This window comes from Achromobacter sp., from assembly GCF_050285565.1.
Lineage (GTDB): Bacteria > Pseudomonadota > Gammaproteobacteria > Burkholderiales > Burkholderiaceae_B > Achromobacter.
This window is the reverse complement of the sequence record NZ_JBLZXG010000004.1, coordinates 224,229-239,315: the sequence shown is the minus strand read 5'-3', so window position 1 is coordinate 239,315 and position 15,087 is coordinate 224,229. Positions and strand designations below refer to the sequence as shown.

Here is a 15,087-nt window from a genome sequence, read left to right as displayed (position 1 = left end):
CGCACAACGCCCAGGAATCCCCCCATGCAAAACCATTCTCACGCCCCGCGAGCGGGCGAGGTCGACCGCGCGCTCGCGCTCGACCAGCTCATGAGGCCGCTCGCCGGGTTCATGCAGGATGACAACGTGCGCGAACTCACCATCACCCGCCCCTTCGATCTGTTTGTGCTGGAGCGTGGCCGCTGGCGAGTCCACGACACCCCTGAACTGAGCTTCAGCTACCTGCAAGCCTTGATCGCCGCAGCCGCCAGCTACAACCGGGTGGACTTCCTGCCCATCATGTCGCTGATTCTGCCGGGCGGCGAGCGCTTCAATTGCGCTCAGCCCCCGGCGGTGGTCGACGGCACGATATCGCTCAACATCCGCAAGCACAGCGTCCTGGTCAAGACACTCGAAGAACTGGAGGCCGAGGGTGCGTTCTCCAATTGGCAGAACGTCAGCCCCCCCGTCCATGACCATGCCGCGCTGAATGATCGGGACCGCGAGCTGCTCGAACTGCTTCGGGCGGGCCGGATGCGGGAATTCCTGCACCTGGCCATACAGGGGCGATACAACCTCATCATCAGCGGCAAGACCGGCTCCGGCAAGACCACCTTCGCGCGCAGCCTCATCGAACGCGTGCCCGGTTGGGAGCGGCTGATCACTATCGAAGACGTCCACGAGCTGCTGTTGCCCAACCATCGCAACCGGGTCCACATGATCTATGGCGCCGGCGCGGGCCAGGTCTCCGCCTTCGAGTGCATCGCGGCCTGCATGCGCATGTCGCCCGACCGGATATTCCTGTCCGAACTGCGTGGTCCCGAGGCGTGGGAGTACCTCACGGCCCTGAACACCGGCCACCCCGGATCGGTCACCACCACCCACGCCAATAGCGCCCGCGACGTCTTCAACCGGGTGGCGCTGCTGGTCAAGCAGTCGCCCACCGCCCAGCAGATCGACGTGCAAACCCTGCGGCAATTTCTGTACGGGACGCTGGATATCTCGCTGTACTTCGCCGACTACCAACTGCGCGAAGTGTTTTTCAATCCTGCGCGCATCCCGCCCGCCTGATTTCTTCATTTCCCCGGAGTACCGCCATGACTCTTGGCTCCGATCATTCCCGATCGCGCAGCCCGCGCGTTCTTGCGGCCTACAAGATCATGCAGGAGGTCTACGACCGCTGCGTGGCCATGGGCGCATCCACCAATCGAACCCACGTGGCCATCCGCGACGCCTACCCCTGGGGCGAGCGCAAGAACTGGCCGTACAAGGCCTGGCTGCTCGCACGCCGCGAGTTCTACGAGGCCCATGGCCTGCCGCTCAAAGCACGACGTTCCATTCGGGAAACTTTCGAGGAAACCCAGCCATGACAGTCACACATCTTGATCAGCCACACGGAGGTCGACCCGTTCGAGCCTTGCCCCTGTCGAATTCGACGTTGTCCGAAATGCAGACCTCTGATTTCCTTTTTCCGGGCAAATCAAATCGATACGCAAGGGGCTGGTGATGAGTATTGAAGCCTCCAAGTGGGCCAGGATGGCCGACGTCCAAAAATCATCTAACAAGCTGGTGCTGCTGGAGTTGGCGCACCTGGTGCGCTTTGATGCAACCGATTGGACAGTATTCGCGTCGGTCGAGCACTTGGCCAGGGTGACGCACCTGAACCGCAAGACCGTCATCGACGCCTTGGGCCGATTGCGCGATCTGGGCGTCATCGCCGATACCGGCGCTAGAGCCGGGTTCAGCCGCAATTGCCCGGTTTATCGCCTGCGGCCGACCGCAGTGCCGCGCGTCGGCTTGCCCTTGCTCGACTCCGCCGCCGGCGCCGCATCGCAAGAAGCCTGCCACCAGCGTGTGGACGAAAAGGAGGCTCCGGCACACGAAGACGCGACGTCCGACTTGGAGGAGATTCAGTCCCTCCAGAGTACCCAAAATGTCCCTGAACTGTCCTACGACGGTCACATGGACGACATCGAGCGGCTCGTCCCAGCCATGATCGAGAACTCGATGATGTCGCTCGACGCATCCCGCGGCACTGCCAGCCCTGGCCAGGAGGTGGGTGCCGAACTGGCGCCGGCTTTCGCCAACTCGGCTCCGGCGGCGGCTACCCCCCCGGCTCGAACTCGTCGCCAAGAGAAGTCCAAGATCAGACGTGTTACGGCTACCGCCGCGGGCGCGGCCTCCCGCTTGCCTGCCGACTGGACGCTACCTGCGCGCTGGCGTGACTGGACGCTACGTGTGCGACCGCACTGGGACGTCGACAGGGTGGAGGCGATGGCCCTCACATTCAGCGCCTACTGGCGTTCCAAACCTGGCCAGGCAGGTTATGCAGAGGACTGGTTCGCCGCATGGCGCCTCTGGGTCTTCCGAGAGCGGGGTGGACTATCCATTGAGAAACCGTGGCACAGCAGCTGGAGCGGCATTGTCGCCAAAGGCCAGGAGCTTGGTGTTCGGCAAGCGGCCAACGAGCCGAATCACGCCTTCCGAATACGGGTACATGAGGCCGCAGGCATACCGGTACCCTCATGAAAGTTATCCACAAACAAGCCCGAAATTGGTAGGGTGTCCCGAAAACGGGACAGGCCCGATTTAGGCACCAGACAGGCCCGAATTCCGCCTGAGGCTGGCCCGAAAACGGTACCGGAGACAGGCCCGAAAACGGGACACAAAAGGTATTTAGGTTTTATAGGTTTATAGAGGGAGACGCGCGCGCAAGGCGCCGTCATCAATCGGCGGCCGATCCGCCTACCCTCCGGTCGCTACGCTCCCTTCGCCCCGCCGCCTGCGGCGCCGGCCTGAAACCCAAGGATCAGTCCCCCTTCCCGATGGCGCTGTGCGCCACCGGGCGGGGGAATGGTGTCCCCCCGGGCTTGCGGCTGGGCTTAACAGCCCGCCGCGCCCTGCCTACGCCGACCTCACCCCATAGCCGCTGCGGCAGCACACCCAGGCCCACCCTTCCCCAAGCTGCGCCAACTGCCTGCCCGGGCCACAAGCATCAGCCCCCCCCTCCCGGCGGATACCCCGCCCGCCGGGTGGGGAAACGCAGCCCCCAAAGCGCGGGGGCATGCTGCCCCCCTGGCCGGCCGCCTGCGGCGTCCGCGCTTCCGACCCCCTGGGGGAACCGCAACGGTTCCCCCGCGCCCACTCGGGCGCGGCTCCCCCTCCCTCGAACCCCGGGCATCCAGCCCCGGAGGGCATTTTCACGATGAGAAATGATGACCCCCACTACCACGCCTTCCCTTGAAGCGCTCGTCTCGGACATGCGGAATCTCACAGCGCAAGTTCGCCGCGCGCAATTACGCACATTGTTGCCAGTCGTCGACGAACTGTCTCGACAAGGCGTTCCTCATGAAAGCCTAGCAGCGACGATGACTGCAGCCGGTATTCCTGTTAACGCCGCTGCACTACGCAAGGCGCTTTCGCGGTGGCGACACCACACAAGGAACTTGGCCGCGAAGGCGCCCGCTGGCCAAGTCGCCGCCACACCCAGCCTGCAGACGGCCCTGCCAACAACACAACAGTCTCCCCGCGCAACTGGAGCTATCACCAGCAAGGCTGACCTCGTGCAGTTGCGCAAGTCTCAAGCCCCGATCGATCTCAACCAACTGGCCGAAATGGGCCGCCGCAAATAGGAACCTTTCCCCATGAACACCACTATGAAAATCGCCACTTGCAACTACTCCGGTTCGGTCGGCAAGACAGTCGCCACCAGCCACCTTTTGGCTCCGCGGATGCCCGCCGCCGAAATCATCGCCGTGGAATCCACCAACGAAAGCGCCGCCGATCTTGGCCTGGACGTCGAACAAATGCGCGGCGAACACGGCGGCCGGCTACTGCGACGCCTGGTCGTAGCCGAGTCCGCCATCGTCGACGTCGGCGCGTCCAACATCGAGGATTTCCTGGCCGAGCTGGTCAAGTACGACCAGGCTCACCTGGAAATCGACTACTACGTCTTGCCAGTGGTGGCGTCAGGCAAGGCCCAGCGCGAGACCATCAAAACCATCCAGACCCTGGCCGAAATCGGCGTGCCGGCGGACCGGGTGCGCGTGCTCTTCAATCGCGTCGACGCAGACGTGCAGGAAGAATTCGCGGCCATCTTCGGCTACGCCCGCCAAGCGGGCGGCTTCGTGGCCAACCCTGAAGCGGTGATCTATGAAAATGAAGTCTTCGATCTGCTGGCCAATCAGCGCACCACGATCCAGGAAATCCTGGCAGACCAGACGGACTACCGGCAGCTCCTGCGCGAAGCAGACAGAAGCGACGCCAAGGCCGTTGCCCACCTTAGCGACCGCTACGCGCTGCAATCGCTGGCCCGGCCGGTCGACCGCCAGCTCGACCGGGCGTTCGCCGCGCTTTTCGCGTAGGAGGCCGCATGTCGCTCGAATCGCCCTCGTTGCCGCCTGCCGACGCGCCCGCCGTGTCCGCCTCACCGCCTCGCTCCAAGCTCGACTTCCTGTTTCAGGAAATGCTGATCGAAAGCGGCCGCACCGCCGACCGCAACGCCCAAATCGCAGCCCAGCTGGACCAGGTGGCGCTGATTGCGCGCGGCCTGCCGGCGCAGCTGCGCCAAGCCAGCGCGGAGGCGGCCGCTGAAGTCGCCACCAGCGCCAGCCGCAGTCTTAGCGAAGCAGCCAGGTCGCTCAGCAAGGCGGACTGGGATCTGCGCGTCACCGTTGGAGCCTTGGCCGGCGTCAATCTGCGCAACGCCTGGCGCATAGGCATTCTGTGCGCCGGCAGCAGCTTCATGGGAGCCGTGCTGGGTGCGCTCATCACCCAGCTCGTCCTGGCTTGACTGGTTCCTCCTTCGCAACCGGCCGCCGCGGGCAGTAGCCCCGGGGCCGGCCACACCTTCCGGCTCCGGCCTTTCCCCGCCGATGGGCGGCAACACATTCAATGTCGAAAGCACCATGGCACCAGACCTACGGCGCCGCCTTATCAAAGCGGCCCTCATCTTCCTCCCCCTGCTGGGCTGGCTGGGCACAGCCATGTTCATTTCCGAAATCACTCCACGCCAGATCACCTGGCGCGTCCTCTACGTCTGGATCCGCGCCACCCCACACCACACCGCGCTATTCATCATGCCCAGCATCGGCTTCGCGCTGGCCCTGGTTCTGGCCGGCACGCTGAGCCAGCATGCAAAGAAGGCCGGCTACGACGGCGCAGGCTACAAGAAGCACATCCGCGGCACCGAGGTGGTACCTCTGAAGCGCCTCAAAGCCAAGTGCTCAGAACGCGGCAAGATCCAGGTCGACATCGCCGGCGTGCCCATGCCGACCAAGATAGAGACTTTGCACCTGCTGCTCAACGGCGCCACCGGCAGCGGCAAGTCCGTCCTGCTGCGCGCCCTCATCTTCTCGCTGCTAAAACGCGGCGACCGGGCCGTCATCGTGGATCCCAACGGCGACCTCTACAGCAAGTTCGGACGGCCGAACGACGTGATCCTCAACCCATATGACCAGCGCACCCAAGGCTGGTCGTTCTTCAACGAAGTGCGCGCGGACTACGATTGGCAACGGTTGGCGATGTCGGTGGTGCCGCTGGGCAAGGATGCCAACGCCGAGGAATGGAACAGCTTTGGCCGTCTGCTGCTGCGGGAAGCGGCACGCAAGCTGCACGAGCTTGGCACGCCCGATATCGAAGAACTGTTCCGCTGGTGCACGATCGCTTCGGACAAGGACCTGCGCACGTTCCTGTCCGGCACGCTGGCCGAATCCCTCTTCGCTGGATCCGCCGAGGCCAGCAAGGCGCTCACCAGCGCGCGCTTCGTGCTGTCGAACAAGCTGTCCGAGCACATGAGCATGCCGCGCGGCAATTTCAGCATCCGCGACTGGATGGACAACGACACAGGCAGCCTTTTCATCACCTGGCGCGAAGACATGAAGCACGCCATGAAGCCGGTGCTGTCAGCCTGGGTGGACGTGTTCTGCACCTCGCTGCTGTCGTTGCCCGAGGATCAGCAGCGCCGCTGGTGGGGCGTCATCGACGAACTCGCCTCCCTCGAAAAGCTGGCCTCGCTCGAGGATCTGCTCACCAAGGGGCGCAAAAACGGCGCCCGCGTCGTGGCAGGCCTGCAGTCGGTATCCCAGCTGGACGACATCTACGGCAAGCAAATGTCGCAGACGCTGCGCGCCAGCTTCCGCTCGCTGGTGGTGCTGGGTGGCTCCAAGACCGATCCCGAAACCGCGGAGGAAATGTCCAAGGCGCTGGGCGAGCACGAAGTGGCGCGGCCCGAGTACACCGACAGCCGCAATCCGGGCAGCTCGCGCAGCACCAGCGAGCGCATGGTGCGCTCAACCGAGCGAGTAGTCACCGCGGCCCAGATCCAGGCCCTGCCCGATCTGACCGGATACCTCGCCTTCGCCGGCAACCGGCCGATCTCCAAATTCGTCCTGGAACCGATGAACTTCGTCAACCGCCAGCCGGCGTTTGTCGAGGCCAAGCGCGTCGGCGCCTATGCCGCGATGAATAACACCAACGATGGAGCGCCTTTCCCGCACGAGCTGCCCGTCGACCCCGTGATCGGCTCCTAGCCGTCGCTGCACCACGTCAACCCTCACCTGACGGCACGCCGGCTGCCAGTCCTCATCTCACGCACCGCAGAGAAATTCTCATGATCTCGCTCAAGACAATTCACCGCAGCTCCGCCGCCAAGGCGACCCACTACTATGCCGACCAGAAAGACGACTACTACAGCCGCGACGGCACCGCTGCGCAGTGGCAGGGTAAAACTGGGGAAGCACTCGGCCTGACCGGCGAGATCCGGCAGGAAGATTTCCTTCGTGCCATGCGCGGTGACTTTGGCCAGGACGTCGAACTCTCGCGATCGATCCGCCTGGACGCCAAGGCGCGCGCCGCCCTGGATATGACGTTCTCGCCGCCCAAGAGCGTCAGCATCCAGGCTCTGGTCGGCAAAGACGCCTCCGTCATCGAAGCCCACGACCGCGCCGTCACCCACGCTTTGACATTCGTTGAAGCGGAACTGGTTCGCGCACGCCAAACTGTAAATGGCGTGACCACCAAGGAGCGCACCGGCAACGCCCTGATTGCCAAGTTCCGGCATGAAACGGCCCGACCGACCGCTGGAGCCTATTCCGATCCGCAGCTGCACACCCATTCGCTGCTCATGAACATCACGCAGCGTGCTGACGGCACGTGGACGGCCGTCTCCAACGATGAGATCTTTCGTCTGAAATCCGTCGCCGAAGCTGTTTACTTGGCTGAACTGGCCAAGGAACTGGAGAAAGCCGGCTATGGCATCCGCTACGAGGGAAAGCGCTTCGAACTGGCCCACATTAGCCGCCCACACATCGAGGCGTACTCCAAGCGATCCAACGACATTACCGACGAGTTGGACGCCCTGGGCTTGGATCGTCAAACCGCCAGCCGATCACAGAAGCAAACCGTTGCTCTAAAAACCCGCAAAGGCAAAGCGCCGGAAATCACCCGGGAGGAACTGCAAAAGGACTGGAGCAGGCAAGAGAAAGAACTTGGCGTGGACTTCAGTGCGGGCAAGCGCCCCGTCGACAAGACCGTCGAGCGCTCGCCGGAGGCGGTAGCCCTGATCGCCGACGAGTGCCTGAAATGGGCTATCAAGCACCACACCGAGCGCGAATCGGTCATGGATGGCGGCGAGATGCTCAGGACGGCCCTGCGCCGGTCGATCGGCACCGGCATCGAACTCAAAGACGTGAAGGCGGCCGTCAAGCGGTTGCTGCAAAAGGGTCACCTCATCCTCGGCACGCTGCAATATCGCTCGGCACATGAGCGCAAGGGGCCGGGGCAGACCCGCGCCGAATGGATTGAGCAACTGATTCAGGAGGGCATGAGCAAGAAGCGCGCACAAGAACACGTGCGCCAGGCCATTGCGTGCGGCCAATTCGTGCCCACCGGCGCCCGCTACACCACCCAGATCGCCCGCGAGCGGGAAAAGCGGATTCTGCAGATCGAACGGGATGGCCGCAACCAGGTTCAGCCCATATTGCAGCGCGAACAGGCGCAGGCCGCGCTCCAGGGACGTGGACTCAAGCCAGGTCAGCTAGCCGCGGCCGAACTGATCCTCAGCTCGCCACATCGCTTCGTCGGGGTCCAGGGCTTGGCCGGCACAGGGAAGTCTCACATGCTGGCCAAGGTCAAAGAGGCCGCAGACACGGCTGGCTACACCATCAAGGCTGTCGCGTCCTACGGCAAGCAGATCCAAGCGCTGCGTGAACTCGGCATGGAGGCGCGTACGGTGGCGTCGCTGTTGGAAGCGCGCCAGCAAGACCGATTCAAGCTCGACCCCAATACTGTCCTGATCATTGACGAAGCCGCGGTAGTGCCCTCGCGGATCATGGAACGGCTCATGAAAATGGCCGAAACCGACGGCGCCCGCGTTGTCATGCTCGGCGATACCGGCCAGACCAAGGCCATCGAGGCCGGCCGCCCCTTCCATCAGTTGCAGGTCGAAGGCATGGATACCGCGCTCATGGGCGATATCGTCCGACAGAAGTCCCCTGAACTGAAAGCGGCCGTGGAATTGGCCGCCAGCGGCCAGGCCTCCGCGTCACTGGGCATCCTGTCTCAGAAGCTGCGCGCCGTACACACCGTCAGCGACGACGACCTGCGGTACGATGCCATCGCGACCCGCTACGCCGGCCTGAGCGCCAAGGATCGCCGTGAAACCCTCATCGTGACCGGCACCAATCGCTCGCGCAACGCGCTCAATGAAGCCACGCATCAAGCGCTGGGGTTGGGCGGACGCGGCTTCGACTTCGACCTACTCACTCGGCGCGATACCACGCAGGCCGAGCGGCGCGTGGCCCATTACTACATCGCCGGCGACATCATCCAGCCAGAGCGGGACTACAAGGCGGGAGATCTGCGGCAAGGCGAAATGTACCGCGTGATCGGCGTGGCGGAGGACAAGCCTAATCAACTGGAAGTCGAACACTTGGCCACACGGGTTAGAACCACGTTCAATCCAGCACGGACCGCCAAGATCTCGGTGTATCAACCTGTCGTAGCCGAATTATCCGCGGGCGATTGGGTTCGTGTCACGCGCAACAACGCCAAGCTCGACCTGGTCAACGGCGCACGCTGTGAAGTGCTGGCCGTTACGCCTACTTCCGTCACGATCGGCGCTGGCGGCCGGAAGTTGGTGTTGGACGCATCGACGGCGCCGCTTCATCTTGATAGGGCCTACGCCACCACAAGTCACAGCGCCCAGGGGTTGACGTGCGATCGCGTATTGATCAACGCTGAGAGCTTCAGCCGCACCACGCAGCGCGACGTTTATTACGTCGCGATTTCCCGTGCGCGCTACGAAACAGAAATCTATACCAACAACGCCGGCAAACTCGCTAAGGCCGTGGATCGACTGGAAGCAAAGTCCGCTGCGCTCGAAATTGGCCTGGAAACTACGCGGCCATGGCATCCGAAAGAGAAACCCCAACACATGCAAATTGAACCTTGAGCACACCCACCATGCAAACTAGTGGCACGCCTTTCTTCATCTTCACTGCGCACGGCAGGCTCATCGCCATCGAGAGTACTAGCCAGGCACACGCGCGGCGAATTTTGATTAAATCAACGCAACGTCGCCAGGATATTCCATCAACTCCGCAGCGATCTGCCGCACTTTCGCATGCTGATACACAATATGCCACCGCCCTCTATTGAGATGGAGTAGCGGCGAACCAACTGCGGGCTGACGAATGCAGTCAGGATAGTTGAGGCCGAATCTTGATCAAAGTGCAATAACACACTCTTCCAGCTCGCTTTCCTTGGAGATTCCAATCAGGAGACGGGCCGATTGCGCGCGTTGCCGAACCTTGAGTAGCAGGTAGCTGTTACCAATGCATCGCCAAATTGCCCTTAGTCAGCACCGCCCCCCTAGCCCTCTTTGTCAGAGCGGTAACCGGTGCAAGAACCGGCACCACATCCGGTCAATTTCGGCACAAAACAACGGTAAATAGCTGATATATATAGTGAAAATTAAATTTTTATCCGGCACAGAATGCGGTAGACTGTGAACATGGATACGACGAGCATGGGACCAATGGTACCCGAGGAGACATCCCGCGTTCTCGAGGATGAAATTTTGCCGCTCCTGGCAGAAGCGAATCAACTCGCGGGCCGAATTCATCCAATCTTGCGAGACTCGATTGGTGATCTCGTTCGCTCTATGAACTGTTATTACTCTAACTTGATTGAGGGTCATGATACTCACCCGCGCGACATCGACCGGGCGCTTGCCAACGAGTTTTCCACCGAACCTCAAAAGCGTGACCTACAAAAAGAGGCGGTCGCGCATATTCATGTACAGCAACTGATCGATACTGGGCGCGACCCAGACGCTTGGCCGGCGTCAGCAGCTTATGCATCTTGGCTGCATGAAGAATTTTGCTCGCGTCTACCGCCGGAGATGCTGTTCGTTACCGACGAGGCGACTGGTGCGCGCTTGGAAATCGTTCCTGGCGAGTGGCGCAAGCGAGACGTGCGGGTCGGCCATCATATCCCGCCGCCGCATGAAGACCTACCACGCTTTATGGCACATTTCGATAGGGCCTATGGATCACCGCCGCTGACCAAGTCTCGGCAAATTCAGACTGTCGGTGCCGTTCATCATCGGCTGCTTTGGATTCATCCATTTCTCGACGGAAACGGCCGCGTCGCGCGACTAATGTCACATGCCTTATTCAAACGCCTCGGGGTGGGCACAAGCCTTTGGTCAGTGGCGCGCGGGCTTGCGCGCGATGAGAGCCGCTACAAGGCGTTGCTTGCGCAGGCCGATAAACCGCGTGAAGGCGACCTAGACGGGCGTGGCAACTTAACTCAACGCGGGCTCATCGAGTTCTGCAAATTCTTCCTCGATCGCTCAGTCGACCAAGTTCGTTTCATGAGTGGGCTGCTCGAACCGTCGACGCTACTGACGCGCATCGAGATCCACATCGAAGAAGAAGTGCGGTCAAAGCGGTTGCTTCGTGGCAGCTTCGCAGTTTTGCGCGAGGCCGTAATGAGTGGAGAGGTGGAGCGCTCGAAGATTCCAGCCCTCACTGGTTACGAGGAGCGCGGCGCCCGTAATGTCACAGCAGGGCTGGTGGAAAGGGGGATCTTGACCGCAACGAGCCACCGAGCGCCGCTACGCCTGGCCTTCCCAGCCGACGTGGCCGAGCGCTGGTTTCCAAATCTCTACCCTGCCAATGTTGGATCGCGGACATGACCGGGAAAATCGTCGAACTAATCCGGCGATTTTCGCCGATATCGCCTTACTCAAAAGAGTGGGATGTTTTCTTGCCAGGCCCTGGCCGGCCTCAACGGTGGCATGAAATCGGAGACCAGTTCCGCGTCCTGATAATCGCCGATCCAGGGGCTGGCAAGACATTCGAAGCCCAAACGCGAGCGCGTCGGATGAAGGAACGTGGCCATCACGCCTTCTTTATCCGAATCGAGAAGATCGACGCGACTTTCGACCAATCGTTCGAGGTTGGAACTGCGATCGAGTTCGCCGCCTGGCTCGCCTCAACGGACGAGGCTTGGTTCTTCCTCGACTCGGTCGACGAAGCCCAGTTGGAGACGCCACGGGCGCTGGAGGACGCGATTCGCATCTTCGGCGCTAAGATCTACGCCGCATTGGATCGAGCGCGCATTTTCATCACCAGCCGCGAGGATGCTTGGCGCGCGTTATCCGATCAGACGCTGATCGAACAGCACCTGCCCTATGGCGAACCGACTCCCGATGGGGAAGATGCCCAGACAGACAGCGTGAGCGACGCTACGCTTCAGATGTACCGGCTTGAAGGCCTTTCAGAGGATGAAATCGCGCTGTTTGCCGGCTATTACGGAGTGAACGACGTCACCGAATTCGTCGACGCCGTGAAGCGGGCTAACCTTCTAACCCTCGCCGAGCGCCCCTTCGACCTAAAGGCCCTGATTGAGGTCTGGATCGCCGATCGTCGCCTCGGGAGCCGCTTTGAGATGCTGCAAAGGATGATCTCCCTGCAAGTGGCCCCACGACCAGCCGGGATTGTCCCGCCCCGCCATGACAGCACCAAGGTTAGAAATGGCGCCCGTATACTGGCAGGCGCGGTGACAATGACCGGCAAAACCGTCATTGGCCTACCTGGAGGCTTTCATACCGCTGATCGCATCAATCCGCGTACCTTGCTGCCAGGATGGACCGACGCAGAAATCAATACGCTGCTTCGCACAGGCCTATTCGATGACATCGTTTATGACAGCGTACGGTTTCGCCACCGCGAGATCCGGGAGTTGCTGACAGCGGAATGGTTACACGACCTGCTGAATCGGCCGGGCGGCCGTAGTCGAGTTGAGAATCTCTTTTTTCGTGAGAGCTATGGCGAACAAATCATCGTACCGCGAACGCGGGCGATCTTGCCTTGGTTGATTTTGCTCGATGAGGGAGTGCGAGACAAAGCCCTCACCCTGGCCCCAGAGATTGCGAGCGAAGGCGGCGATCCATCACGCCTGCCGCTTACGATCCGTCAACACATGCTTCGCGATATCGTCGACCGCATTTCCACCGGACGAGGAGGATAATCTCCATGGACAACAGTGCGATCGAACGCATCGCCGCTCCCGACCTAGCAACCGACGCATTGGCACTGCTCGACAGGTATCGAGACAATGACGACGTCATTTTTTTTCTAGGTCGGCTTGTCTGGCAGGGTGAGATGGAGAGTTGTGCTCCGGCACTCTTTCACGTCGCGACCGATCCTACGCGCGACAAGTATGCGCGGATCGCCGCTATCCGGGGCGTTATGTCGGTAGGCGACGAAGCGCTGAAGGACGAGCTTTGGAAGACGATTGCCGAGGATCCCGGGCCGTTGGATCACGCCGTATTTTCGGAACTGGTCGATTGGGCAGCGCCGACTACGGCCGGGGTGGCGTTAGTGCTGCGAACGCTAGCCCACGCGGCGCCTTACGAGCACTACAAAGTGACCGGTCTGACCCAATCGCTTCACGAATTCATCGACAAGTTGCCGGTCATGGTGGACGCGTCCGAAGATCCTCCGCTCGGACGAATGGTTGAAGGTTTGAATGGCTTCCTGGATCGCGAACCCTTCGTGCAGCGTGGCGACTGCCAAGTCTCGAAAGAATTTGCGTGGCTAATGCCGGTCGCCATTCACGTCGTCGATCGCTTAGTCGCGGCACGCTCTGCGCTAGCACTGACGCCTGCGGCGATTTCGGTACTGCGCAATTTCCCGGCCGTGGCATTTTGGCATAGTTATGGTTTCGATAATTATAAGAACGAACTGGCCACTAACGTCCCGCGCTGGCCGGACCTTAACGATCTCCTCTATTGGAGTTCGATCGCCGTATGCCGCGCCCAAAGGGCCGTCGAGAATGGACCGCTGACGAGTGACTGGCCGATAGCCTATCTAGGAAATTTTTGGCGTTTTGGCCCCGTGGATTTCGAGCGCTGTCTCAAATGGGTTGCCACCAAGGAAAAAGATGACCGAATGGTTGCATTGTCACGTTGCATTCAAATCTATTTGGATGCCGATCGGCCAAAGGCCTGGCTCGCGCAGTTGCACGCTGCTGTCGCTGACGACGCGGCGCTAACCGCGACGTTGGAAGCGCGTCTTGCTCCAGAACCATCGGCCGACATGGGCAAAGTGAGCGAGCAAGTTCGGCGGCGGATGCACGAAAGCGACGTGCGCGAGCGTAGGCAAAAGAAGGATCGCAACAAGTGGGTGCGAGCTCTCATCGCTAACCCGGAGCGGGTGATGTATCCCGCAGATCTTCCGCCAGGTGAGCTCAGCGGCGATCAATATCATCTGCTTCTCAGTGTCATGAATGACGGCGAGGCTACCATCCGCGAGAATGGGGCGAACTGGCAAGCATTGATCTCGGAGTTTGGTGAGAACGTAGCCCGCGCCTACCGCGAGGCCGCAGTCGCTCATTGGCGCGCGTACCATCCTGCAGTACGGTCAGAGGGCGGAGACACCAGCTCGGTTCCTTATTCACTGATTTTTGCAATGACCGGCCTTGCAATCGAAGCGGCGGAAGACAGCGCCTTTGCGCAGCGGCTAACCGAAGACGAAGCGCGCCGCGCTTTTCGTTACGTCACTTGGGAATTGAACGGCTTTCCGGTATGGTTCGAGACGCTATATCGCGCCTTCCCGACCATAGGGTTCAAAGCCGTCGCAAGCGAGCTTGTTTGGGAGCTTGACCATGCCGCCGGCGAGCCCCAGCCTCACCATATCCTGCACGATATTCTTTATCATGCACCATGGTTGCACGACCACGTCGCACCGTTGATCTTGGATTGGCTGGACACGCATGATGTGCTAGGTGTCGATGCGTTGCGCTGTTGCCTGAACATCTTGGCGGGAAGCTGCACGCCCCCAGGCATTCTCGAAGCGCTCGCGGCCAGAAAAGCTGCCCATACTACAGTGGAGGATCAGCGGCCGCGCTGGTTCGCACTCTGGACCGATACCAACCCGGCGGCGGCGGTTCCTGCTCTAGAACGTCATTTGGAATCGTTACAGCTGGCGGAGGCCTCAAACTTTGCTCAGCTATTCATCGTCGCCCTGCTTGGAGATCGGCACGGCATGGGCACGCGCGTTGGCGCATATCGCAACGCAGGTGACTTAAAACGGCTCTATATCCTGATGCATCGCTACATCCGGACGGATGACGATATCGATCGTGTTGGGAAAGGTGTTTATTCACCGACGCTCCGAGATAACGCGCAGGACGGTCGCAGCACCTTGTTTAAGATGCTAGTCGAGGTGCCAGGCCCTGAAGCCTACGCGGCAATAAAGGCGCTCGAAGAGGAACATCCCGAGCCTGATCATCGGCGATGGATGGCCGCACGAGCACGTGAGCATGCAACGCGGGATGCCGACGAGCCGCTTTGGACGGTCGAGCATGTCCGCGACTTCTCGATAAGTGACGACGGCTGATAGGTCGTACAAGACACTTAGACCGTCATCACGGCTGTGAGTGGATTAGGAAAAATTCATCTTGCACAAGCCGTCTAAGTGGACGGTTTGTCGAGCCGCTATAGCGGTTTTCTTGGTACCCACACTCCGGGTAGGGCGGCATCTGCCAAGCGCGACCCTTCGTCCAAAGCCTGGCACAACGCACAGACAGGCCGTCACA

General features: G+C 61.1%; 12 protein-coding genes. All 12 read left to right on the top strand.

Annotated features, from left to right (window positions below; translation table 11 throughout):
- Positions 1-24: 24 nt before the first annotated feature.
- The 12 genes from virB11 to ACN6O8_RS09805 all read left to right on the top strand — a co-directional run bounded on the left by virB11 (position 25) and on the right by ACN6O8_RS09805 (position 14,888).
- Entirely contained in the window at positions 25-1,050 is a 1,026-nt protein-coding gene (virB11, locus tag ACN6O8_RS09860) for a P-type DNA transfer ATPase VirB11 (RefSeq protein WP_427990870.1), read from the top strand.
- Positions 1,051-1,076: 26 nt separating this feature from the next.
- On the top strand, positions 1,077-1,349 hold the full coding sequence (locus ACN6O8_RS09855; protein ID WP_427990869.1) for a hypothetical protein: 273 nt from the start codon (positions 1,077-1,079) through the stop codon (positions 1,347-1,349).
- A 136-nt stretch (positions 1,350-1,485) separates the two neighbouring features.
- Positions 1,486-2,508, top strand: a complete 1,023-nt coding sequence (locus tag ACN6O8_RS09850; RefSeq protein ID WP_427990868.1) for a hypothetical protein — start codon at positions 1,486-1,488, stop codon at positions 2,506-2,508.
- A gap of 683 nt (positions 2,509-3,191) precedes the next feature.
- Positions 3,192-3,611 carry a hypothetical protein gene (locus tag ACN6O8_RS09845; RefSeq protein WP_427990867.1) on the top strand — a complete coding sequence of 140 codons (420 nt, stop codon included), beginning with the start codon at positions 3,192-3,194 and terminating at the stop codon, positions 3,609-3,611.
- A gap of 24 nt (positions 3,612-3,635) precedes the next feature.
- Positions 3,636-4,343, top strand: coding sequence for a StbB family protein (stbB, locus tag ACN6O8_RS09840; protein WP_427991143.1), 708 nt, complete (start codon positions 3,636-3,638; stop codon positions 4,341-4,343).
- 8 nt (positions 4,344-4,351) lie between these two features.
- Positions 4,352-4,771, top strand: a complete 420-nt coding sequence (locus ACN6O8_RS09835; RefSeq protein ID WP_427990866.1) for a hypothetical protein — start codon at positions 4,352-4,354, stop codon at positions 4,769-4,771.
- Positions 4,772-4,886: 115 nt separating this feature from the next.
- Positions 4,887-6,509 carry a type IV secretion system DNA-binding domain-containing protein gene (locus ACN6O8_RS09830; RefSeq protein WP_427990865.1) on the top strand — a complete coding sequence of 541 codons (1,623 nt, stop codon included), beginning with the start codon at positions 4,887-4,889 and terminating at the stop codon, positions 6,507-6,509.
- An 80-nt stretch (positions 6,510-6,589) separates the two neighbouring features.
- Positions 6,590-9,430 (top strand): MobF family relaxase, encoded by a 2,841-nt coding sequence (gene mobF, locus ACN6O8_RS09825; protein ID WP_427990864.1) that lies wholly within the window; start codon positions 6,590-6,592, stop codon positions 9,428-9,430.
- Positions 9,427-9,636 (top strand): hypothetical protein, encoded by a 210-nt coding sequence (locus tag ACN6O8_RS09820; protein WP_427990863.1) that lies wholly within the window; start codon positions 9,427-9,429, stop codon positions 9,634-9,636. Before mobF ends, ACN6O8_RS09820 begins: the two co-directional genes overlap by 4 nt.
- Before the next feature lie 355 nt (positions 9,637-9,991).
- Complete coding sequence (locus tag ACN6O8_RS09815) at positions 9,992-11,179, top strand: Fic family protein (protein ID WP_427990862.1); 1,188 nt, start codon at positions 9,992-9,994, stop codon at positions 11,177-11,179.
- Positions 11,176-12,516, top strand: a complete 1,341-nt coding sequence (locus tag ACN6O8_RS09810; protein WP_427990861.1) for a hypothetical protein — start codon at positions 11,176-11,178, stop codon at positions 12,514-12,516. Before ACN6O8_RS09815 ends, ACN6O8_RS09810 begins: the two co-directional genes overlap by 4 nt.
- Before the next feature lie 5 nt (positions 12,517-12,521).
- Positions 12,522-14,888: a hypothetical protein gene (locus ACN6O8_RS09805; RefSeq protein WP_427990860.1), complete on the top strand. Its 2,367-nt coding sequence runs from the start codon at positions 12,522-12,524 to the stop codon at positions 14,886-14,888.
- The last annotated feature ends 199 nt before the right edge of the window (positions 14,889-15,087 follow it).

Bases quoted from the DNA above. Each gene is read 5' to 3' on its own strand.
- ACN6O8_RS09815 (WP_427990862.1), top strand. From the start codon at position 9,992: ATGGATACGACGAGCATGGGACCAATGGTACCCGAGGAGACATCCCGC.
- ACN6O8_RS09835 (WP_427990866.1), top strand. From the start codon at position 4,352: ATGTCGCTCGAATCGCCCTCGTTGCCGCCTGCCGACGCGCCCGCCGTG.
- virB11 (WP_427990870.1), top strand. From the start codon at position 25: ATGCAAAACCATTCTCACGCCCCGCGAGCGGGCGAGGTCGACCGCGCG.
- ACN6O8_RS09830 (WP_427990865.1), top strand. From the start codon at position 4,887: ATGGCACCAGACCTACGGCGCCGCCTTATCAAAGCGGCCCTCATCTTC.
- mobF (WP_427990864.1), top strand. From the start codon at position 6,590: ATGATCTCGCTCAAGACAATTCACCGCAGCTCCGCCGCCAAGGCGACC.
- ACN6O8_RS09805 (WP_427990860.1), top strand. From the start codon at position 12,522: ATGGACAACAGTGCGATCGAACGCATCGCCGCTCCCGACCTAGCAACC.
- ACN6O8_RS09845 (WP_427990867.1), top strand. From the start codon at position 3,192: ATGATGACCCCCACTACCACGCCTTCCCTTGAAGCGCTCGTCTCGGAC.
- ACN6O8_RS09810 (WP_427990861.1), top strand. From the start codon at position 11,176: ATGACCGGGAAAATCGTCGAACTAATCCGGCGATTTTCGCCGATATCG.
- ACN6O8_RS09850 (WP_427990868.1), top strand. From the start codon at position 1,486: ATGAGTATTGAAGCCTCCAAGTGGGCCAGGATGGCCGACGTCCAAAAA.
- stbB (WP_427991143.1), top strand. From the start codon at position 3,636: ATGAAAATCGCCACTTGCAACTACTCCGGTTCGGTCGGCAAGACAGTC.
- ACN6O8_RS09855 (WP_427990869.1), top strand. From the start codon at position 1,077: ATGACTCTTGGCTCCGATCATTCCCGATCGCGCAGCCCGCGCGTTCTT.